The sequence below is a fragment of the Micromonospora sp. B11E3 genome, from assembly GCF_039871625.1.
Classification (GTDB): domain Bacteria; phylum Actinomycetota; class Actinomycetes; order Mycobacteriales; family Micromonosporaceae; genus Micromonospora.
In genome coordinates this window covers 1-19,637 of record NZ_JBDPMC010000101.1, presented here as the reverse complement: position 1 = coordinate 19,637, position 19,637 = coordinate 1, and the positions used below count along the sequence as shown (strand labels likewise).

At 69.4% G+C, this 19,637-nt stretch carries 18 protein-coding genes and 5 pseudogenes; 7 read left to right on the top strand and 16 right to left on the bottom strand.

The window, feature by feature from the left end; all coding sequences use genetic code 11:
- From ABGB16_RS30150 to ABGB16_RS30115, 8 genes and pseudogenes are all read right to left on the bottom strand, one after another.
- Nucleotides 1–231, bottom strand: a 231-nt coding sequence (locus tag ABGB16_RS30150; protein WP_347671467.1) for an AMP-binding protein, incomplete at its 3' end; no start/stop codon positions are given.
- A 48-nt stretch (nt 232–279) separates the two neighbouring features.
- Nucleotides 280–906: pseudogene (locus ABGB16_RS30145) on the bottom strand (fumarylacetoacetate hydrolase family protein); the annotation flags it as partial.
- A 33-nt stretch (nt 907–939) separates the two neighbouring features.
- A pseudogene (locus tag ABGB16_RS30140) lies at nt 940–1,595 on the bottom strand (electron transfer flavoprotein subunit alpha/FixB family protein); the annotation flags it as partial.
- Nucleotides 1,596–1,607: 12 nt separating this feature from the next.
- Nucleotides 1,608–1,829, bottom strand: a pseudogene (locus ABGB16_RS30135) (electron transfer flavoprotein subunit beta); the annotation flags it as partial.
- A complete protein-coding gene (locus ABGB16_RS30130) occupies nt 1,819–2,145 on the bottom strand; it encodes an aldolase/citrate lyase family protein (RefSeq protein ID WP_347671466.1) in 327 nt (108 codons plus the stop codon). The pseudogene ABGB16_RS30135 and the gene ABGB16_RS30130, both read right to left, overlap by 11 nt.
- Nucleotides 2,142–3,296, bottom strand: coding sequence for an acyl-CoA dehydrogenase family protein (locus ABGB16_RS30125; protein WP_347671465.1), 1,155 nt, complete (start codon nt 3,294–3,296; stop codon nt 2,142–2,144). Before ABGB16_RS30125 ends, ABGB16_RS30130 begins: the two co-directional genes overlap by 4 nt.
- An 11-nt stretch (nt 3,297–3,307) precedes the next feature.
- The gene (locus tag ABGB16_RS30120; RefSeq protein ID WP_347671464.1) at nt 3,308–4,495 is read right to left on the bottom strand and encodes a CaiB/BaiF CoA-transferase family protein; all 1,188 of its coding nucleotides are present in this window, start codon (nt 4,493–4,495) and stop codon (nt 3,308–3,310) included.
- On the bottom strand, nt 4,492–5,346 hold the full coding sequence (locus tag ABGB16_RS30115) for a MaoC family dehydratase N-terminal domain-containing protein (RefSeq protein ID WP_347671463.1): 855 nt from the start codon (nt 5,344–5,346) through the stop codon (nt 4,492–4,494). The genes ABGB16_RS30120 and ABGB16_RS30115 overlap by 4 nt, the downstream gene beginning before the upstream one ends.
- 85 nt (nt 5,347–5,431) lie before the next feature.
- Here ABGB16_RS30115 and ABGB16_RS30110 point away from each other — a divergent pair, with 85 nt between their 5' ends.
- The gene (locus ABGB16_RS30110; protein WP_347671462.1) at nt 5,432–6,364 is read left to right on the top strand and encodes a LysR family transcriptional regulator; all 933 of its coding nucleotides are present in this window, start codon (nt 5,432–5,434) and stop codon (nt 6,362–6,364) included.
- A 37-nt stretch (nt 6,365–6,401) separates the two neighbouring features.
- Here ABGB16_RS30110 and ABGB16_RS30105 read toward each other — a convergent pair whose 3' ends face one another.
- The 6 genes from ABGB16_RS30105 to ABGB16_RS30080 form a co-directional block, all read right to left on the bottom strand.
- Complete coding sequence (locus tag ABGB16_RS30105; RefSeq protein ID WP_347671461.1) at nt 6,402–7,547, bottom strand: CaiB/BaiF CoA-transferase family protein; 1,146 nt, start codon at nt 7,545–7,547, stop codon at nt 6,402–6,404.
- On the bottom strand, nt 7,544–8,317 hold the full coding sequence (locus tag ABGB16_RS30100; protein WP_334444064.1) for a crotonase/enoyl-CoA hydratase family protein: 774 nt from the start codon (nt 8,315–8,317) through the stop codon (nt 7,544–7,546). The genes ABGB16_RS30105 and ABGB16_RS30100 overlap by 4 nt, the downstream gene beginning before the upstream one ends.
- Nucleotides 8,314–9,078, bottom strand: coding sequence for an SDR family NAD(P)-dependent oxidoreductase (locus ABGB16_RS30095; RefSeq protein ID WP_347671460.1), 765 nt, complete (start codon nt 9,076–9,078; stop codon nt 8,314–8,316). Before ABGB16_RS30095 ends, ABGB16_RS30100 begins: the two co-directional genes overlap by 4 nt.
- Nucleotides 9,079–9,149: 71 nt before the next feature.
- Nucleotides 9,150–10,769 (bottom strand): AMP-binding protein, encoded by a 1,620-nt coding sequence (locus tag ABGB16_RS30090; RefSeq protein ID WP_347671459.1) that lies wholly within the window; start codon nt 10,767–10,769, stop codon nt 9,150–9,152.
- Nucleotides 10,766–11,902 carry a thiolase gene (locus ABGB16_RS30085; protein WP_347671458.1) on the bottom strand — a complete coding sequence of 379 codons (1,137 nt, stop codon included), beginning with the start codon at nt 11,900–11,902 and terminating at the stop codon, nt 10,766–10,768. The genes ABGB16_RS30090 and ABGB16_RS30085 overlap by 4 nt, the downstream gene beginning before the upstream one ends.
- Nucleotides 11,899–12,333 carry a Zn-ribbon domain-containing OB-fold protein gene (locus ABGB16_RS30080; protein ID WP_347671457.1) on the bottom strand — a complete coding sequence of 145 codons (435 nt, stop codon included), beginning with the start codon at nt 12,331–12,333 and terminating at the stop codon, nt 11,899–11,901. The genes ABGB16_RS30085 and ABGB16_RS30080 overlap by 4 nt, the downstream gene beginning before the upstream one ends.
- Before the next feature lie 147 nt (nt 12,334–12,480).
- On the opposite strand from ABGB16_RS30080, the gene ABGB16_RS30075 reads away from it, so the two are divergent.
- The 5 genes and pseudogenes from ABGB16_RS30075 to ABGB16_RS30055 all read left to right on the top strand — a co-directional run.
- Complete coding sequence (locus ABGB16_RS30075; protein WP_347671456.1) at nt 12,481–13,911, top strand: amidohydrolase family protein; 1,431 nt, start codon at nt 12,481–12,483, stop codon at nt 13,909–13,911.
- Nucleotides 13,912–13,930: 19 nt separating this feature from the next.
- Nucleotides 13,931–14,872, top strand: a complete 942-nt coding sequence (locus tag ABGB16_RS30070) for a fumarylacetoacetate hydrolase family protein (RefSeq protein WP_347671455.1) — start codon at nt 13,931–13,933, stop codon at nt 14,870–14,872.
- A 14-nt stretch (nt 14,873–14,886) separates the two neighbouring features.
- On the top strand, nt 14,887–15,846 hold the full coding sequence (locus tag ABGB16_RS30065) for an MBL fold metallo-hydrolase (protein ID WP_347671454.1): 960 nt from the start codon (nt 14,887–14,889) through the stop codon (nt 15,844–15,846).
- A 117-nt stretch (nt 15,847–15,963) separates the two neighbouring features.
- Entirely contained in the window at nt 15,964–16,554 is a 591-nt protein-coding gene (locus tag ABGB16_RS30060; protein WP_347671453.1) for a TetR/AcrR family transcriptional regulator, read from the top strand.
- A 92-nt stretch (nt 16,555–16,646) separates the two neighbouring features.
- Nucleotides 16,647–17,554, top strand: a pseudogene (locus ABGB16_RS30055) (ISAzo13 family transposase); the annotation flags it as partial.
- Nucleotides 17,555–17,781: 227 nt separating this feature from the next.
- On the opposite strand, the gene ABGB16_RS30050 reads toward ABGB16_RS30055, so the two are convergent.
- Nucleotides 17,782–18,261, bottom strand: a complete 480-nt coding sequence (locus ABGB16_RS30050) for a hypothetical protein (RefSeq protein WP_347671468.1) — start codon at nt 18,259–18,261, stop codon at nt 17,782–17,784.
- On the opposite strand from ABGB16_RS30050, the pseudogene ABGB16_RS30045 reads away from it, so the two are divergent.
- Nucleotides 18,160–18,509, top strand: a pseudogene (locus ABGB16_RS30045) (IS256 family transposase); the annotation flags it as partial. The gene ABGB16_RS30050 and the pseudogene ABGB16_RS30045 overlap by 102 nt on opposite strands.
- Before the next feature lie 110 nt (nt 18,510–18,619).
- Here the strand turns inward: ABGB16_RS30045 and ABGB16_RS30040 are convergent.
- Nucleotides 18,620–19,444 carry a transposase gene (locus ABGB16_RS30040; RefSeq protein ID WP_347671452.1) on the bottom strand — a complete coding sequence of 275 codons (825 nt, stop codon included), beginning with the start codon at nt 19,442–19,444 and terminating at the stop codon, nt 18,620–18,622.
- Between the last annotated feature and the right edge of the window lie 193 nt (nt 19,445–19,637).

Here is a 19,637-nt window from a genome sequence, read left to right as displayed (position 1 = left end):
GCAGTTGGCGGTCATCAGGTGGACCCGGTCCCCGGCTCGTACGCCGAGCCGTGCCAGCAGATCGGCAGTCGCGGCGGCTCGGCGCACCTGTTCCGCGTAGGTGACCTCGGTGATCGTCCCGTCGTCGTGCTCGAACACCAGGAAGGGGGCGTTCGGAGTTGCCGCTGCTCTCTGGTCGAGCAGGGTGTTCGCGTCGGCCGGGTGGGGGTGTTTGTTGCCATTCCGCAGCATGATGAATCGCTCCTGGAGGATCAAGGTGGGATAAGTGGCGTCCTCGGCTCAGTGACGTCCCGGGTGCACCGGGGAAGACCCCGAATAGGTGCGCAGGCCCGCGCCGGGCGGTGCGACGTGCCGTTCACCTACGGGGTTGCGCAAGGTTCCGATACCGGACGCGTCGAGCTCGACGACGTCGCCGGGGCGGATCCACCGGTCGAGTTCGAGTCCGCACCCACCGCCGACGGTTCCGACCGCGAGGAACTCTCCGGGTCGCACGTCCTCGTCGAGCGAGGCCCAGGCCGGCACCTCCGCGAAGGAGAACTGCCGGTCGGCGGTGGTACCGGAGGCCCAGATCTCACCGTTGACGCGAGCACTCAGCTGGATGTCCCATTCATCGACCTCGTCCATCGTGAGCACGTACGGCCCCATCGCCGTGCAGAAGTCCTTGCCCTTCGATGGTCCGATCGACAGCGACATCTCGAAGAACTGGTTGTCGCGGGCGCTGACGTCATTGGAGATTGTCACGCCTGCGATGTAATCAACCGCCTGCTCCGGAGTGAGGTCTCGGCCGCCCCGGGAGGTGAAGAAGCCGACCTCGAGTTCGAAGTCGAGCTGCTCCGTGTAGGACGGCCAGAGCAGGGGCTCGTCCGGTCCGATGATCGAGTCGGCGTCGCACTTGTAGCAGATCGGCATCGCGGCGAGAGCCGGTGGAGTCGCGGCGCCGCCGACCCCCCGACCGCCGGAGACGACGACCGACGCCTCGGTCAGCTCGGGACGGGAGCCCTTCTGCTCGGCGACCCGGTCGACCACCTTCGCCAGCTTGTCGGCCTCGCCCACCGTGACGGTGAGCTGCTCGACCGTCGGGGTGGCCGGGGCCGGAGCGGGGTTGACCGAGTTCGGCCGGACGGTGACCAGCGGCAGGCCCCTGGTGACCCTGGACGTGCCGATGGTGGAGCCGGCGAAGGCGACCTGGGTGGCGGTACCGTCGGCGGCGAGGCCGACCACGTCGGTCAGGATGCCGTTGTCCAGCTGCACCGCCAGGCGAGCGCCCGGCACCCCCCGGACGAACCGCTCGACCGCGGCGATCTCCTTGCCCTCCTGCGATGAGGCGAGCAGCACCGCGGCCGGCTGCACCCGCTTCACGAGGTCGGCCAGGACGGTGGCCTTCGGAGCCACCAGGTAGCCGCCGATCTCCCCGCCTTCGGCGGCGTAGATCTTCTCCGCCCCGTGCTCGCCCAGCCTGCCGCCGAGCGCCTCGGCCGCGCCGGGGCCACCGAGCACCACCGCGGCCGGGGTGCCCAGCTCCCGGGCGAGGGTGAGCTGACCTTCTTGACGCCGAACTCCCGGGTGGCGTCGACGACGACGAGAACCTCAGACATGTCCCTGACCCCTCACACGAACTTCTCGGTGGCGAGGAACTCGACCAGCCGCACGCCGCCGGAGCCCTCGTCGGTGACCTTCTCACCGCCGGAACGCGGCGGACGCTTGCGGTGCTCCAGCACCGTACTGGTCGCGCCGTCGAAACCGACCTCACCCGGCGCGACACCCAGGTCGGCCAGGGACAGGGTCCGCACGGGCTTCTTCTTCGCCGCCATGATGCCCTTAAACGAGGGCCTCGACTGCCGCGACGTCGCAGGCCTTCGGCAGCATCACGACGGTGCCGGGCGAGCCGGCGAGGGCGGCGAGGTCGTCGTCGTGCCACGGTGTGCCGACGCCGTTGATCCGTACGACGGTCCGGCTGGGGTCGAGTCGGCGCAGTGCGGGCACGACGGCTTCGCGTGCGCGTGCCTTGCGGTCCGCGGCGACGGCGTCCTCCAGGTCGAGGATCACCGTGTCGGCGGCCGCGGCGGCCTTGTCGAACCGGTCCGGACGGTCGCCCGGGCAGAACAACAGGGCCGGGCACCGCAGCGCGGGTGTGCCGCCGATCATGTCCGGTCCAGGCCGCCGCGCTTGACCAGCTGAGCAGCGATGACGTTGCGTTGGATCTCGTTGGTACCTTCGCCGACGATCATCAGCGGGGCGTCGCGGAAGTACCGTTCGACGTCGAACTCGGTGGAGTAGCCGTAGCCGCCGTGGATGCGGACCGCGTCCAGGGCCACCTGCATCGCGGTCTCGGAGGCGAACAGTTTAGCCATTCCGGCCTCCATGTCGCAGCGCTGCCCGCGGTCGAATCGCCCGGCGGCGTGGAGGATTAGCTGCCGGGCCGCGGTGATCTTGGTGGCCATGTCCGCCAGGTAGTTGCCGATCGACTGGTGTTGCCAGATCGGTCTGCCGAAGCTCTCCCGCTCCTGTGCGTAGCGCAGTGCGTCGTCGAACGCGGCCTGGGCGACCCCGAGCGCGCGGGCGGCGACCTGAATCCGGCCAGTCTCCAGGCCCTTCATCATCTGGGCGAAGCCCTGCCCCTCGACCCCGCCGAGGAGCGCGCCGGCCGGTGCGCGGTAGTCGTCGAAGACGAGCTCGCATGCCTCGACGCCCTTGTACCCCAGCTTCGGCAGATCCCTCGACACGGTCAGGCCCGGGCCGTGCTCGACGAGCAGGACGGAGATGCCCTTGTGCCGGGGTCGGGCGGCCGGATCAGTCTTGCACAGCAGCGCGATCAGCCCCGATCGGCGGGAGTTGCTGATCCACGTCTTGGACCCGTTGACGACGTAGGTGTCGCCGTCGCGGTGGGCCTGGGTAGCCAGGTTCTGCAGGTCGGAGCCGCCGCCGGGCTCGGTGAGCGCCATTGTGGCGCGCAGTTCTCCGGTGGCCATCCTCGGCAGATACCGGTCCTGCTGCTCCTTCGTGCCGAAGGCCAGCAGCAGCTTGGCCACGACGGTGTGGCCGCCCATCGCGCCGGCCAGGCTCATCCAGCCGCGGGCCAGTTCGGCGGTGACCAGGGCGTAGCAGGGCATCGACACCGGGGCGTCGCCCCAGGGCTCGGGGATGGCCAGCCCGTAGATGCCGAGCTGCTTCATCTGTTCGATGAGCCGCTCGGGGTACGTGTTGGCATGCTCCAGCTCACGGACGACGGGCCGGACCTCACGGTCGACGAATTCGGCGACGACGTCGAGAATCGCCTGCTCATCGCTGCTCAACATGGTCGGTCCTTTCAAACCACGGCTTGGTGGCGTAGCGCGGTGATCGTGGTGTCGCTGCGGCCGAGCTCGCGCAGGATCGCGTCGGTGTGCTCGCCGAGCGCGGGAACCGGGCCCATGACCGGCTCGACGCCGGCCAGGTCGACCGGCGGGCGGAGCGCCGCCACGGTCCCGCCGGGCACGCCGACCGGGCGCCAGCGGTCGCGTCCGGCCAGCACGGGATGGTCCAGGAAGTCCCGGACCTGGTTGATCCGGGCGTTGGCGATGCCCGCCCGGTCGAGCAGGGCGCCGGCGGCGGCGGCGTCCAGGTCGGCCAGCGCGGCGCGGAGCAGGCCGTTGAGCTCCGTCCGGTGCGCCACCCTGGCCGCGTTCGACCCGAACCGGGGATCGTCGGCGATCGCCGCGTCACCGAGGACGGTTGCGCACAGGGACCGCCATTCCCGCTCGTTCTGCACGGCCAGCAGCACTGTCCCGTCCGCGATGTCGTACGGACCGTAGGGGGCGATGGTGGCGTGCTCGGCGCCGGTTCGGGCCGGCTGCCCGGCGCCGTAGCGCGTGTAGTACGCAGGCGAGCCCATCCACTCGGCGAGCGCCTCGAACAGCGAGACCTCGACCGTCATCACCGTGCCGGTCGTCGCCCGTTGCAGCAGCGCGGTCAGCACGCCGCTGTAGGCGTACATCCCGGCGGCGATGTCGGCCACCGAGATGCCCACCTTGGCCATGTGCGCGGGCGTGCCGGTCAGCGACAGCAGGCCTGTCTCGCACTGCACCAGCAGGTCGTACGCCTTGCGGTCCGCCCAGGGGCCGTCGGTACCCCATCCTGACACCGTGCACGGGATCAGCCGCGGATGCGAACGGGCCAGCGCCGGTGCATCGACGCCGAGCCGGGCCGCGGCACCGGGCCCGAGGTTCTGCACGAAGACGTCGGCGCGGTCCAGCAGCTCGCCGAGGATGATCTGGCCCGGCGCCGACTTGACGTCCAGCGTCAGCGACTCCTTCGAGCGGTTGAGCCACACGAAGTAGCTCGAGTGGCCATGGACCGCCTCGTCGTACCCACGGGCGAAGTCACCGCCGTCGGGCCGCTCGATCTTGATGACCCGCGCGCCGAGGTCGGCGAGCTGCCGGGTCGCGAACGGCGCGGCGACGGCCTGTTCGAGGCTGACGACGGTGATCCCGTGCAGCGGCAGGGCAGGGATGCTCACGCCAGTTCGATCTTCGCCGTCAGCGACGGTTCGGCACCGGCGGCGCCGACCGAAACGTCGACCGCGGACCCCTCGAGCCGACCGGCGCTCACGATCCGCGCCGGCGCGAACGCCGGCCGGACCAGCCGGTACTCGAAACGGCGCACCACCCGGTCCGGAGCGTTGACCCGCGGGAGCTCGAGCGCCAGCAGGGCGAGCAGCGGGCCGTGCACGACCAGGTCCGGGTGGCCCTCGACCTCGGTGGCGTAGGGCCGGTCGTAGTGGATGCGGTGGCCGTTGTACGTCAACGCGCTGAACCGGAACAGCAGGACGGGGTCGGCGGCCACCGTGAGGCGCCACGCCCCGTCCGGATCAGGGCCGCCCGTCTCGGCGCGGTCGACCGGGCGCGCAGCCGCGCCGTGCGGTGCCGAGCGGTACACGATGTCCTGCTCCTCGACGCCGACCGGCACGCCGTCCGCGGTGAGCTCGTGCCGCACCGTCACGAACGCCAGCTCGCCGGTGCGGCCGGCCTTCAGCGTCACCCCGGCGAGGCTGGAGCGGGCCGACAGCCGCGCACCGACAGGGATCGGCGCGTCCTGACGCAGCCGGCCGCCGGCGAACATCCGCCGCCGGCCCGGAATCGGCGGCAGGAACGGGCCGGCCGCTGGGTGGCCGTCGGCGCCGATCTCCGCCGTGGCCGGATGCTCGAGCAGCGTGAACCAGTGCCAGAGCGGCGGCAGGGGACCATCGGCGTCGGGTGGCGGCACCCCGATCAGGCCCGCGAACGCCTCCGCCGGCCAAGGGTCGACCCGGCGTGTCAGCTCCACCGGTTCCTGCTGCCAGTGTCGCAGCGACTCGGCTAATATACTCACCCGCCCATCATGTGATGCGATCAGAGGGCTCGTGAAATACCTTTTCATGATGGGCGCATACGGCGTCGGCATGGGAGGGTGACGCTTGGACCTCAAGCAGTTGACCGCGTTGGTGACGGTCGCGGAGGTGGGCAGCGTGACGCGGGCGGCCCACGTGCTGCACACGGTCCAGCCCGCGGTCACCCGGCAGATCCGCATGCTGGAGGAGGAAGTCGGCGTTGCGCTGTTCGAGCGGACCCGGCAGGGGATGGTACCGACGGCGGCCGGGCTGCTGCTGGTCGAGCGGGCCCGCCGGGCGCTGCACGAGCTGGAACGGGCCCGCGCTGAGATCCGCCCCGATCCCGGCGGGGTCAGCGGGATCGTGAGCGTCGGCCTGCTGGAGAGCGCCGTCGACCTCCTGGCGCAGCCGCTGGCCGCCACGATCGCCGCCCGGTATCCCGGCATCCAGCTGCGTCTGCTGACCGGGTACTCCGGCCACCTGCGGCAGTGGCTCGACGCGGGCGACGTCGACATGTCGCTGCTCTACAACCTGACCGACACGCCGTCGCTGGCGGTGGCCCCGCTGCTGCGCGAGCACCTGTGGGCGGTGGCGCCGCCGGACGCCGGGCTGACTCCAGAGTCGCCGGTCCCCTGGGAGACCGTGCTCGCACACCCGCTCGTGCTGCCCGTCACCGGCCACGGGCTGCGGGCCCTCATCGATCAGGCCCGCTCCTCGGTGCCGACGCCGCCCCGCATCGCCGTGCAGGCCAACTCGATGCACCTGCAGAAGCAGCTGGTCCTCGCCGGGCACGGCTGGACGGTGCTCCCCGCGGCCGGCGTCGCCGGCGACATCGCCGCCGCAGTGCTCAGCGGCGCCCCGCTCACCGCACCGGAGGTGACGCGCACGGTCGTGCTCGGCATGCCGCGAGGCGGCCGCACCCCCGCGCCGGTCCAGGCTGTCGCGGCCGAGCTGGCCCACCTCGCGCAGGCGCTCGTCCGGTCAGGCATCTGGCCCTCGGCGAGCCTACGCCCGGACTGACCACCGCGCGAGGGCGCCTGATCCCGGCCGGCCGGGATCAGGGAGCCTCCGGCGGAATGGTGACAACCCCAGCGCTGATCAGTTCCTGCGCCTCACCGGTGGCGATGTCGAGCTCGGACAGGAGATCGATCCCGTCGGCCCCGACCGCCGGTGCTGGCCGGCCCGGGCCGGACGGCGTCGTACCGAAACGCGGTGCGGGCCGGGGCGCATACCCGCCATCGATCTCCTCGTACGTGCCCCGGGCCGCGTTGTGCGGATGCGAGGGCGCCTCGCCGATCGACAGCACCGGCGTGACACAGGCATCGGTCCGGTCGAACAATGACGCCCACTCGTCGCGCGTTCGGGTCGCGAATATCGACCGCAGACGTGCGGTCATCGCCCGCCAGCGGCCCTCGTCGTCAGGCGCGTCGAAGTCGGCGTCCTCCGTCAGGCCGAGCACCCGGAGGAAGGCCGTGTAGAACTGCGGTTCGATGCACCCGACGGCAATGTGGCGCCCGTCGGCGCAGGCGTAGGTCCGGTACCACGGCGCGGTGCCGTCGAGACGGTTCACACCACGGACGTCGGCCCAGCGGCCCTGGCTCAGGTAGCCGTGGATCATGGACATCAGCAGGGCGGAACCGTCAACCATGGCAGCGTCGACCACCTGTCCGCGGCCGGTCGTCCGGGCGTTGACGATGCCAGCCAGGAGTCCGTAAGCGAGCAGCATCCCGCCGCCGCCGAAGTCGCCGACCAGATTCAGCGGCACGACCGGATCGCCGTCGGCCGGGCCGATCGCGTGGAGCGCGCCCGTGAGTGCGATGTAGTTGATGTCGTGCCCGGGCATCTGGGCCCACGGGCCGTCCTGGCCCCAACCGGTCATCCGTCCGTAGACAGCCCGCGCGTTGACGCCGGCCACGTCGTCGGGGCCGAGGCCGAGCCGCTCGGCGGCGCCAGGCCGGAATCCTTCGACGACGGCGTCGCTGGTTCCGGCGATGCGAAGTGCGAGATCCCGTCCTCGCGGGCTCTTGAGGTCCAAGGCGATCGACCTTCGATTGCGGTGCAGTACGGGGTGCATGGAAGCTCCGGGCCGGTCCGCGCGGATGACGTCCGCACCGAGGTCGGCCAGCATCATGCAGGCGAACGGGGCCGGACCGATGCCACCCAGCTCGAACACGCGGACGCCCTCGAGCGGTCCGCCGCTCATCGTCCGCTCCAGACGGGCGAGCGCTTCTCGGCGAATGCGCGTGCCCCTTCTCGGGCGTCTTCCGACTCCATCGCGACTCGTGCGATCGCGAACTGGCGGTCGTACGCCTCGTCCGGCGTCCATCCGCGCGAAGCCGTCACGATCTCCTTGCTCGCGCGCAGGGCGAGGGGGCCGTTGGCCGCCACCCGCTCGGCGAGCTCCCGGGCCATCGTCAGCGCCCCGCCGTCGGGCGCCAGGTGGTTGACGAGGCCCAATGCGTGGGCGCGCTTCGCGGTGAACAGGTCGCCGGTGAGGATCCATTCCATCGCGACCTGATGGGGAATTCGTTGAGGGAGTTTGAGCAGCGCGCCTCCGACCGCGACAAGGCCCCGTTTGACCTCGGGGATGCCGAATCGTGCCGACTGACCGGCGACCACGAGATCGCACGCGAGGACCAGTTCGCATCCGCCGGCGACCGCGGCACCCTCGACCGCCGCGATGACCGGGATCGCCGGTGGCCTCGCGGTGAAACCGGCGAAGCCGCGTCCCGGGATGGAGGAGCGCTCGCCGAGGACGAACGCCTTGAGGTCCATCCCGGAACAGAAGGTGCCACCGGCGCCGGTGAGGATGGCCACCCGCAGGTCGTTGCGCTGGTTGAGATGATCGACGATCTCTGCCATCGCGTGCGCCATCGCGGAGTCGGCCGCGTTGCGTACGTGCGGCCGGTTCAGGGTGATCGTCGCGATCCCGGCAGACTCCTCGAACAGGACCGGCTCGGCCGCCGCGCTCATCGCGCGGCCATCCGGATCGCGCCGTCAAGCCTGACGACTTCGCCATTGAGATAGTGGTTGTCGAGCATCTGTTCGGCGAGTATGGCGTACTCCTCGGGCTCACCGAGCCGTTTGGGGAAGGTGACGGACGCGGCCAGCGTCGCTCGGATGCCGTCGTCGAGGCGGGCGAGCAGCGGTGTGTCGAAGATCCCGGGAGCGATCGTGTTGACCCGGATCCCGAGATCCGAAAGGTCCCGAGCGGCGCAGAGGGTCATGCCCACCACGCCGGCCTTGGCAGCGGCATACGCCACCTGCCCGATCTGCCCGTCCCAGGCCGCGACCGAGGCGGTCATCACGATCGTGCCCCGCTCACCGTCGACGGGGTGGTTGGTCGCCATACGAGCCGCGACAAGACGTACGCAATTGAAGGTGCCAATCAGGTTGAGCCGGACCGCGGCCTCGAAGTCCTCGAGCGGGAACGGCACCCCAGCGCGGTCGACGATCCGCCGCGGAAGCCCCTTGCCGGGGCAGTGGACCAGGGCGCGAATGCTGCCGCGTTCGGCCGCGACGTCGAGCACCCGGGTGACGTCCGCCTCGGAGCACACGTCGCCCCGGACGAAAACCGCACGTACCCCGTACTCGGTAAGGACGGTGGACTCGTCGACATCGACGATGTCGGTCACGACGACGGTGGCGCCTCGGCGGGCGAGTCTCCTGGCGGTGGCACCGCCAAGACCGCCGGCACCGCCGGTCACCACGTACACGGGGGTCTCGCTGCTCAAGAATGGTTCCTTTCGCTGTGTGTGAGGCATGGTGCGGGTGGCGGAGCGTGCCCGCCGGACAGCGGCCGGTGTCACCGGCCGTGAGGTGCGGGTACGTCGTCTTCCGAGGTCGTCCGCGTCAGCGCTTGCAGCACCTGCGAGCGATTCACCTTTCCGAGCGAGGTGCGCGGGACGGAGTCGACGAATCGGTACGCACGTGGGCTCTTGAACCGGGCAAGCCGGCTCGCGAGGTGTTCGGTGAGTCGGGTGACGGCCGGCTCACCGGGCTCATGACCTGGGTGAAGCTCGACCACCGCGACGACGCGCTGTCCCCACTCCTCGTCGGGTGTACCGACCACCACGACGTCGGCGACCGAGGGCTCGGTGGCCAACGCGGCCTCCACCTCTGCCGGGTAGATGTTGACCCCGCCCGAGATGATGAGGTCGGCGCGTCGATCCACGATGAAGAGGTAGCCGTCCTCGTCGAGGCGGCCCAGGTCGCCCGCGGTCCGGTACGGGTCGTCCGCGGCAGCGGGACCTGCCGCGTCCCCGTCGGCCGCCGCTCCGGTGTAGGCGAAGTCGTAGCCACCGCGGACGTAGACGGTGCCCGTGTGTCCCGGGGGGAGTGGGTGGCCCTGATCGTCACGCACCTCGAGCGAGATCCCCTCGGCGGGACGTCCGACGGAGCCGGGCTTGCGGAGCCACTCCTCCGCCGTGATCAGGGTGGCCATGCCGAACTCGGTGCACCCGTAGTACTCGGTGAGCACCGGACCCCACCAGCGGATCATCGCCTGCTTGAGCTCGGCCGGGCACGGCGCGCCCGCGTGCATGACGACCTGGAGCGACGAACCGCCGAACTCGGCCCGCTCGGGCTCGGGAAGGCTGAGCAGCCGGTGGAACATCACCGGGACCATGAAGGTGCTCGTGACACCATGAGCGTCGATCAGGTTGAGCGTGAGCCTGGGGTCGAACCGGCGGGTGAGGATCAGCTCCTGTCCCAGGTGCAAGGCGCTCAACGCGTTGAGGTTCGGGCCTGGATGGTAGAGCGGCGCCACGGCGAGGTGGACCCGACCGGCGTCGATGTCGAGTCCGAACTGTGCCGATCTCTGTCGCGATCGCACGTCGGCGATCGCACCGGGGTCCCGGTGCGGGTCGGGGAGGGGACGCCTGATCCCCTTGGGGCGGCCGCTCGTGCCGGAGCTGTAGAAGTGCATCGAGCCCCCGCTGCGTTGCTCGGGCGGCGTGACGGGCTGTGCGTCGAGCAGGGAGGCGACCGGCCGCCCCTGGCTCGCGTTCCCGGCCACCAGGACCCGGCCTGCCGTCAGTCCGACGTTCTCGGCTGCCGCGGCGACAACGGACTCCAGAGGCTCTTCGGTCACGACCAGTTGCGCTCCGGAGTCGGCGAGCAGGTAGGCGATCTCAGCGACGGTCAGGTGCCAGTTGATCGGGACGAGGTGCAGCCCGGTCTGCTCGGCGGCGAGCTGGACCGTGACGAACTGCGCGGAGTTGGGCAGGACCATGGCGATCGTGTCACCACGCTGGAGCGCCATGGTGGTGGTCAGCAGGTTCGACCATCGATGGACCTGGGCCAGCAACGCTGCGTAGGTGAGGACATCGCCGTCGGCGTGCAGCGCGGTGCGGTGCGGGCTCGTCCGGCCGATCTCGTAGAACCCTCGCGCCCGGGGTGATCGGGCGCCGGCCAGGGTGTTCATGCGGGCTCCTGGTTCGCAAGCACGAGTGTCGCCGCCTCGGAGAAGAAGTGTCCGACCCCTTGCACCACACTGACCTCGACACCCTCGACCTGTGAGTAGGCCTCGCCACGGAGCTGGCGCACCGACTCCTGGATCGCGAACATTCCGTACATTCCAGTGTGGGTGTAGCGGAGACCACCGCCGTTCGTGTTGAGCGGCAGCGCTCCGCCGGGTGCCGTGTTGCCGTCGGCGATGAATCCACCAGCCTCGCCTCGGCCCACGAAGCCGAGTGCCTCCAAGCCGTACAACGGTACGTGGGCGAAGGCGTCATAGATCATGAGATGGTCCACGTCGTTCACGGTGATCCGAGCCTCGCGGAACGCTGCTGCTGCGGATCTCTCGAACGTCTCGGCCCGGGTGAGATCCGGCATCTGCGAGACCATCGGACTGTCTCCGGCCTCGCCCGCTCCCCACAGGTACACGGGTGGGCAGCGCAGGTCCTTGGCCCGTTCGGCTGATGTCAGGACGAGCGCGCCGCCGCCGTCGCTGACCATGCAACACATGAGCTTGGTGAAGGGCCACGCGATGACGGGTGACGCCAGCACCTCGGCGACATCCACACGGGTGGAGCGCGCGGCTCGCGGGTTGCCGTCTGCCCACTCGCTCTGCCGGGCCGGGACCGCGGCCAGCTGCTCCAGCGTGGTACCGGTCGCGTGCGCGTAACGAAGGTAGGGGAGCGTGAACATCGTCGGCGGCCCGTACACGCCGAACGGCAGCTCGAACTGCCCCATCATGCCGTCCGCGGGAATCGGGCGCGGGTGGCGGCCAACCGTCGAGCGCCGCGACTCGCCGTGCAGTACCAGCACGACGTCGGCCTGACCCGCGTCGATCGCGGCGGCCGCGTGTCGCACGTGAACGAGGAACGACGTGCCACCGACGCTGGTGCCGTCGAACCATGTCGGCCGGACTCCCAACGCATGGGCGACGTCGATCGGATTGTGCACCGCACTCGTCACGCCGTCGACGTCCTCGAGGCTCAATCCGGCGTCGGCCAACGCCAGCAGGGCCGCGTCCACATGCAGGTCCAGCTCCGACAGGTGCGGCAGACGACCGAGAGCGGTCTCGGCGGCACCTGCGATCGCGACGGCCATCATCGGCCCGCTTCGACCACTGGGGTGAACACCGGAACGACCCAACCACCCCGGTTCTCGAAGCTGACCTCGAGGTTCATGTCGAGCACCAGGTTCTCCGGGCGGGGCTCGACCCCGACGATGTTGGTCATCATGGTCGGCCCCTCCGCCAGACGAACGATCGCCAGCGTGTACGGCGCGGCCTCCTCGAACCCAGGAGCGGGCATGTGCACGATCACGTAGCTCAGGAGGGTGGCTCGCCCGCTCGTCTCGACCCATGAGAGCCTGCGCGATCCGCACTCCACGCAGGCCAGGCGGGGATAGAACAGGTAACTGGAGCAGGAGTCGCAGTGCTGCACCGACAGGCGTCCCTCACGCGCCGCGTCCCAGAAGGGGCGGGTCGTAGGTGTCGGGACGGGGGTGGCGGCGCCCAGATCGATCACGGGGAGCGACATCGAAGAGGCGGGTACCATGGGTGGTACTATATATCCGATCCTGGTACCGTGCAATGCCTTGCCCACTTGAAGCCACGGAGGCGAACGGCCGCCGTGGCGCTGACCCAGCGGTGTCCGATTCGGGCCGACGCCGCCGGAAGGAGCCCCATGAGCCCTCACACCATCTATCGCGGAGCTCAGGTGTTGATCGGCGATCCGCGCGCAAACGACTTCCGCCACGTCGACATCGAGGTGGTGAACGGACGAATTGCTCGGCTCGAACCGCAGATCGTCGCAGAGGGGGCGACTGTGGTTGATGCGCAGTGGGCATGGATCATCCCGGGTTTTGTCGACACCCACCACCACATGTGGCAGGCCACCATGCGGGGCCTGACCGCCAACTTCACCCTTGCCGACTACGTGTGGGTAATTCGCCGCAACCACTCCGGCGTGCACCGTGCCGTCGACGTCTACAACGGGACCCTGGGGGCGGCCGTGAGCCTGCTCGATTCGGGGACGACCTGCTCGGTCGACTACAACCACTGCATCGTCACTCCGGAGCACGCGGACGCCGGCGCCGGCGCATTCACCGAATCGGGTATCCGCGGAGTGTGGTGTTACGGCCTCTATGATCAGCCGGCCGAAGCGCGGTTCTTCACCAGCCTCGAGCAGCGCATGGACGATGCGCGTCGGGTGGCCGGGGCATGGACCGGCGGGGCGGACGGACGCGCCCGGTTCGGCCTCGCGCCGACAGAGATCACCCTCGTCGGCATGGATCAGGTCGCTCGCGAGATGCGGCTTGGGCAAGAGCTCGACTGTTTGATTCACGCCCACACCAACTCGCGGTGGCGGCCCGGATACCTGTCGGAAATCCAGGAACTCGCCACGGCCGGCCTGCTCTGGTCGCACCAGTTGCACTCGCACTGCAACACGTCCGATGCCGCGGACCTTGCATTGCTGGCAGAGCACGGGTGCAAGGTCTCGTCGACGCCGGAGACCGAGCTGGGCATGGGCATGGGCTACCCGATCGCCGCGATCGCCGACCGGGCCGGGGTCACGGCCGGTCTCGGCACGGACATCCAGTCGAACAACTCGCCGGACATGTTCACGGCCATGCGGCTTATGCTGGCCGGCGAGAGAGTACGCAGCAACCAGAAGGCTCTCGAGGAGGTGGGCGTCTACGACATGGAAGGCTTGCAACTGCACGCGGCCGATGTCATGCACTTCGCGACGCTCGGCGGGGCCATCGGTCTCGGACTCGGTGACGTCTGCGGGTCCATCGAGGTGGGTAAGGCGGCTGACCTCGTTCTGGTCGATCGGCGCAGCCCGCGACTTGTCCCCGCGCTCGACCCGTTGTCGACCATCGTCATGAACGCGACGGTCGCCGACATCGACACGGTGGTCGTCAGTGGTGAGGTGGTCAAGAGCAATGGCCGCATGAAGCCGGATCTGCTCGACAAGGCGGTGCGCGGGCTTGAGGAGTCCGGCGCGTACATCCGGGAGCGGTCGCAGGCCTACGGCGGCCTTGTTCCGCCGAAGCCCGACTGGTGGGGCGCGGACACGGCGGGGACGAAGTCGCCGGCGCCGCACGGGGCCTGATCGGGACGGGAGGGTCGATATGCGCTGGGTGACCTGTCGTTACGCGGATGAAGAGCGCGTCGGGCTGGTCGTTGACGGGGCTGTCCACGTGCTCGATGTCGCACGTCCGCTGCTCGACCTCATCGGTTCGGGACGCACCGAGTTGGACGAGGTGGCCGCGCGCCTCGTGCGTTCGCCCGACGCGGTCGTCGAATGGGAAGACTGCGTGCTCCTGCCGCCGATTCCGCACCCACCGTCCGTCCGGGACGCGCTGGGGTTCTTGGAACACGCGCGGGGTTGCCGGAGGGCCTACGGCCGCGATCCCGAACTCGGGGAGGTCTGGTACCAGGTGCCGGCCTTCTACTTCGGCAATCCTGCGACGGTGTACGGCCCGTACGACGACGTACCCGTCGCACCGGGCTCGCGATGGTTCGACTTCGAACTCGAGATCGCCGCGGTGATCGGCATCGGGGGCAGCGACCTCAATCAACGTGCGGCGCAGGACAGCATCGTCGGGTACACCTTCTTCTGCGATTGGACGGCGCGTGACCTGCAGCGCATGGACACCGCGCTGGGCATCGGCCAAGGCAAGGGCAAGGACTGCGGCGTCACCCTCGGCCCATGGCTGCTGACCTCCGACGAGGTCGAGGACCGCCTCGCTGGCGAGGCGCTGGACCTGGTCGTCTCGGCCGCGGTCAACGGGCAGGAACTGACGCACGGCACGACAGCGTCGATGGACTGGACGTTCGCCGAGATCGTCTCGTTCGTCTCGCGCGGTACGACCCTCAGAGCAGGCGATGTGATCGGGTCCGGGACCCTCCCGGGAGGGTGTCTGTTGGAGCACCTCAACGGAGATCCCGCGACGTACGGGCGCTGGCTCAGGCCGGGCGACGTGGTGTCACTGACAGGAGACCTGCTCGGGCGGACCGAGCAGCGCATCGTACCGGGGCCAGAGGTCCACCGGCTGTCGACGGGCTACTGATGGAAGGGATCACGATGACCGGGTACACCCGGGGACTGCATCAGGTAGCCGATCGGGTCTGGGCCTGGCTGCTGCCCGACGGCGGGTGGGGCTGGAGCAACGCGGGCCTGATCGGGGGAGACCGGGAGAGTTTCCTCGTCGATACGCTGTTCGACCTGCCGCTGACCGCCGAGATGTTGGACGCGATGCGGGTGATCACCGCAACGAGCCCTGTCCGAGGGGCGCTGAACACGCACGCCAATGGAGATCATTGCTTCGGCAACCAGCTCCTCGGAGCCGACGTCGCCATCCACGCGACGTCCGAGGCCGTCCACGAGATGCGGCACGGGTCCACCCCGGAACGCTTGCGCAGCCTGGTCGAGGCCGACCTTGGTCCGATCCTCTCGCCGTTCCTACGTGACTGCTTCGGACCGTTCGACTTCGAGGGCATCGCCATGCGCGGGCCCGACGTGACCTTCGAGACGCAGATGTCGGTCGACGTCGGCGGGCGCCGCGTCGAGCTGCTTCGACTGGGCCCTGCCCACACGTCCGGCGACGCCATCGCCCACGTACCGGACTGCGGGGTGCTCTTCGCCGGTGACCTGCTGTTCATCGGGAGGACACCGATCATGTGGGCCGACTCGCTCGATGACTGGATCGAAGCTTGCGACCGGATGATCAGGCTCGAACCGGAGATCGTCGTGCCCGGGCACGGCCCGGTCACGGATGTCGACGGCATCCTGTCCGCACGTGCCTACCTCGCGCACGTCAAGAGCGAGGTCGAGAAGTCGCTGCACGCCGGGCACTCGTGGCGGGAGGCGGCTGACCGGATGGACCTGGGACCGTTCGCCACGCTGCCCCAGGCCGAGCGCGTCGTGGTGACGACATACCACGCCTACCGTCGCGCGCGTCCCGAGACACCACAGGTCGAGTCCATCGACCTATTTGGTTCCATGGCCGAATGGAAGCTGCGTCGTTGCGGCACCCCCTCCTGAACCGGCCGCACGCGACTCACCCGAGCTGGCGATCAGCCACATCGGTATTCTTCCGGCCAACCGAGTACCACCTGGCGGCGGAGGACCCATTCGCCTGCAAGCGGAGAGAGGTGTGTGATGACGAGTCAGTCGACGAGTGTGCGGCCGAGCCAGTTGTCGGCGCGGCAGGCGGACGTCCTCGACCAACTCGAGAAGCTCTTCCTCGGTGAGGGCTTCCGGCACCTGACTGTCGGCGACATGGCCCGGCTCGTCCAGACCTCGCGGCGCACCCTGTATCAGCTCGGTCAGAGCAAGGAGGAGGTCGTCGTCGGCGTTGTCGACCGCTTCTTCAACAGCATGGGCAAGGACGCCCTCCGCCGCGCGCACGATGCGGACGGCGTGCGCGACCAAGTTGAGGCCTACCTGTCGGCTTCGGTCGAGCGCAACCGCCGTGCCAGCCGCCAGTTCATCCACGACGTGGAGAACTACTCACCGACGCGTCACATCTATGACCGGCACCAGGAGATCGCGATCCGGGAGATCGAGAGCATCGTGCAACGGGCGATGCTGCGAGGTGAGGTAACCCGCGGAACCCCCGCGTTGTGGGCCGAGATCCTCGGCGCGGTCATTCGGCGCCTGCGTGACCCCGATGTACTCGACCGGGTCGGAGCGACCCGTGGCGACGCTCTCGAACTCTTCGGTCATCTGTGTCAGAACGGGCTTGCCTGAGTCGCCGAGCAATGCTTGAAACCTGTGGATGACCTTGGGAGGGCGTACCTTCCCAGGGATAGCTGATGAAGGTATCAAGCAAGGCCCGCGCGCTGCGGTGGACAACGAAGTCGCTGCGGCACCTGGCGGAGGAGCTGAACCGGCAGGGCTACGCCGTCTCGGCGCCGACGGTGGGCCGACTGCTGAAGCAGCAGGGATTCAGCCTGCAGGTCAACGCGAAGACTCTGGAGGGGGCCCAGCACCCGGACCGCGATGCCCAGTTCCGCTACATCAATGAGCAGGTCAAGCGGCACCAGGCTGACGGTGAGCCGGTGATCAGCGTGGACACCAAGAAGCGCGAGCAGATCGGAAACCTGCCGATGGCTGGACGGGAGTGGCGGCCGCAGGGAGAGCCGGTCGAGGTCGAGGACCACCACTTCTTCTTCAGCGGCCCGGACGTCGAGCACGCCATCCCCTACGGGATCTACGACCTGGCCCGCAACACCGGCTGGGTGAACGTCGCGTTGACCACGACACCTGTGTCTTCGCCGTGGAATCGATTCGCCGCTGGTGGAGGACGCGGGGCAGCCTCGACTACCCGAACGCTACCCGGCTGCTGGTCACCGCGGACGCGGGCGGTTCCAACGGCTACCGCTACCGGGTATGGAAGAGCGAGCTGGCTGCCCTGGCCGCCGAGACCGGCCTTGAGATCACCGTGTGCCACTTCCCACCCGGCACCTCGAAGTGGAACAAGATCGAACGCCGGCTGTTCTCGCACATCACCCGCAACTGGCGTGGACGCCCTCTGACCAGCCAAGACGTCGTCATCAAGACCATCGCCGCCACGACCACCCGCGCCGGACTGCGTGTCGAGGCCACCTTGGACACCGGCGACTACCCCCTCGGCATCGCGATCAGCAAAGAGCGCTTCGCCGCCCTGCCGCTTCAACGGCACGCCGTCCTGGGCAACTGGAACTACACACTCCAGCCCACGCCAGCTACAACCCCGACACCGACGGGCGAGCAAGACGGCCCCGCCCGGCGCCGTCAGGCCGTGCTCGCGAAGCTGGCCGACGAGCGTCTCACCGGCATGACCAGCGACGCCTTCGCGCAGCTGGCTGCGGCTCTCGCCCCCGCTCAGGCCGCCCGCACCCAGCAGCGCTACAACGAACAGCGCGGCGGAAGAACACGCCGGGCCGCACCGGCAAGGTCCGCCAGAAGCCACTCTTCGACGACCCGGCACGACTGTTACTCACCCTGCTCTACCTGCGCCAGGTCTGCTCCATGAACGTCCTGGCCGACCTGCTCGAGGTCACCGCCACCTGCATCGCCGACCACGTCCGCGAAACCGGTGAAGTCCTCGAAGACCACGGCCACGTCCCCGGCACCACTCCGACCCGCTTCAACACCACCTGCGACCTGCTCGCCTTCCTCGAACACGACAGCGTCCCGGCCAGGACCACGATCATCGAGAAGCTGTCGGACCCGGCGCTGACCGAGATGCGCCACGAGGAACTGGACACCCTCATGCGGCGCCTCGCCCCACGGCAGGCCGCCAAGGCCGAACGTCTCGCTCACCAGCGTCGCGGCGGCGACCGTCAGCCCGGTGTCCGCGGCGGCGTCTTCCTGGCCTACGGCGCGAAGTTCGGCAAGGCCGTCGCCAAGGTCACCGACGACCTGGACGAGCTCCTCGCCTTCTACGACTTCCCCGCCGAGCACTGGGTGCACCTACGCACCCGATCGAGTCGACCTTCGCCACCGTCCGGCATCGCGCCAAGGTCACCAAAGGGCCCGGGTCGAAGGCCGCCGGCCTGGCCATGGCGTTCAAGCTCATCGAGGCCGCCCAGCACCGCTGGCGCGCGGTCAACGCACCCCACCTCGTCGCTCTCGTCCGCGCCGGCGCCCGCTTCGAACGCGGCAAGCTCGTCGAACGCCCCGCGCCCAACCAGGCCGCTCCTACCGCCACTGCCGCCTAATCAAGATCTCTCATCCACAAGTCTTGACAATTGCTCTGAGTCTCCCGCCGCTGAGTCTCCCGCCGCTGAGTCTCCCGCCGCTGGGTCCGTCCGGCGCTGATTCGTCGTAACTATTCAGGTAGGGCGGGGAGCCAGGGGCTGCCGGTGAGGGCGTCGCGGAGGGCGGTGATGGCCGGGATGCCGTGTTTGCCGGTGGTGGAGATGTAGGAGCGCACGCGTAGCCAGGCGCGGGCGCCTTGGGTGGTGCGCCAGCCGCCGGAGATCTTGATTTGGATCTTGGTCATGCGGATGTCGCGTTCGGCTTGGTTGTTGTCGAACGGCACGGTGAAGTCGTGGGCGAAGCGCCAGATCTCGCGGGTGAAGCCGCGCATGCGGTTGAGCAGGGCGGGGATGAGGTTGGCGCCGAGGCCTGTGGGTTTGGTCGCCGGGGGCGGGTTGGCCTGGTAGCCGGCGTCGACCGCGGCCTGCCAGCGCTGGAGCAGGTCGTCGAGGGTTTGTTGGTCGAGTCGGTCGGCGCCGGCGGTGACGGCCTGGCCGACGAGCCGGTGACCTTCGCGCAGCAGCGCGGCGAGGTCGGCGGCGAAGGCGTAGCGGGTCGGGTCCCGTTCGGCCCAGCCGTCCAGTTCACGCAGGTGGTGGGCGTTGCACAGGGCGTGGTCGACGCTGGCGTAGGCGGGTGTGAAGTAGGGCATCCAACCGTGAACGGCGACCTGCGGCGCGCGTAGTGCGGGCAGCACGCCCATCGCGTCGAGCGCGGTCGCGCCTCGTTTGTCGTCGAGGTGGTAGACGGTCAGCAGCGGGGTGCAGGCCACGTGCAGCCACCGGTTACGGCCGGTGACCCGCAGCCCGGTCTCGTCCAGGTGCACCACCGGCGCGGCCTTGACCGCCGTGTCGAAGGCGCGGGCCTGTAGGGAGATCTGTGTAACGGATGTCAATGAAAGTCCGTTATGGCCAGTAGAAGCTGGTCGGCACAGATAGGAACAGGTTAATGGCTATCTCCATGGTGGGGCAGTACGACACACCCGTCGGGGTTGATGGTGAGGTCGAGGCGCTGGCTGAGCGGGTCGCGGCGGATGGGCTGCGGCTGCCCCTGGCCGGGCCGGTGGTGGATGAGACGGCGGCGCGTGA

Bases quoted from the DNA above. Each gene is read 5' to 3' on its own strand.
- ABGB16_RS30065 (WP_347671454.1), top strand. From the start codon at position 14,887: ATGACCGGGTACACCCGGGGACTGCATCAGGTAGCCGATCGGGTCTGG.
- ABGB16_RS30100 (WP_334444064.1), bottom strand. From the start codon at position 8,317: ATGAGCGCGGCGGCCGAGCCGGTCCTGTTCGAGGAGTCTGCCGGGATC.
- ABGB16_RS30085 (WP_347671458.1), bottom strand. From the start codon at position 11,902: ATGATGGCCGTCGCGATCGCAGGTGCCGCCGAGACCGCTCTCGGTCGT.
- ABGB16_RS30075 (WP_347671456.1), top strand. From the start codon at position 12,481: ATGAGCCCTCACACCATCTATCGCGGAGCTCAGGTGTTGATCGGCGAT.
- ABGB16_RS30060 (WP_347671453.1), top strand. From the start codon at position 15,964: ATGACGAGTCAGTCGACGAGTGTGCGGCCGAGCCAGTTGTCGGCGCGG.
- ABGB16_RS30130 (WP_347671466.1), bottom strand. From the start codon at position 2,145: ATGATCGGCGGCACACCCGCGCTGCGGTGCCCGGCCCTGTTGTTCTGC.
- ABGB16_RS30080 (WP_347671457.1), bottom strand. From the start codon at position 12,333: ATGTCGCTCCCCGTGATCGATCTGGGCGCCGCCACCCCCGTCCCGACA.
- ABGB16_RS30070 (WP_347671455.1), top strand. From the start codon at position 13,931: ATGCGCTGGGTGACCTGTCGTTACGCGGATGAAGAGCGCGTCGGGCTG.
- ABGB16_RS30090 (WP_347671459.1), bottom strand. From the start codon at position 10,769: ATGAACACCCTGGCCGGCGCCCGATCACCCCGGGCGCGAGGGTTCTAC.
- ABGB16_RS30125 (WP_347671465.1), bottom strand. From the start codon at position 3,296: ATGTTGAGCAGCGATGAGCAGGCGATTCTCGACGTCGTCGCCGAATTC.
- ABGB16_RS30105 (WP_347671461.1), bottom strand. From the start codon at position 7,547: ATGAGCGGCGGACCGCTCGAGGGCGTCCGCGTGTTCGAGCTGGGTGGC.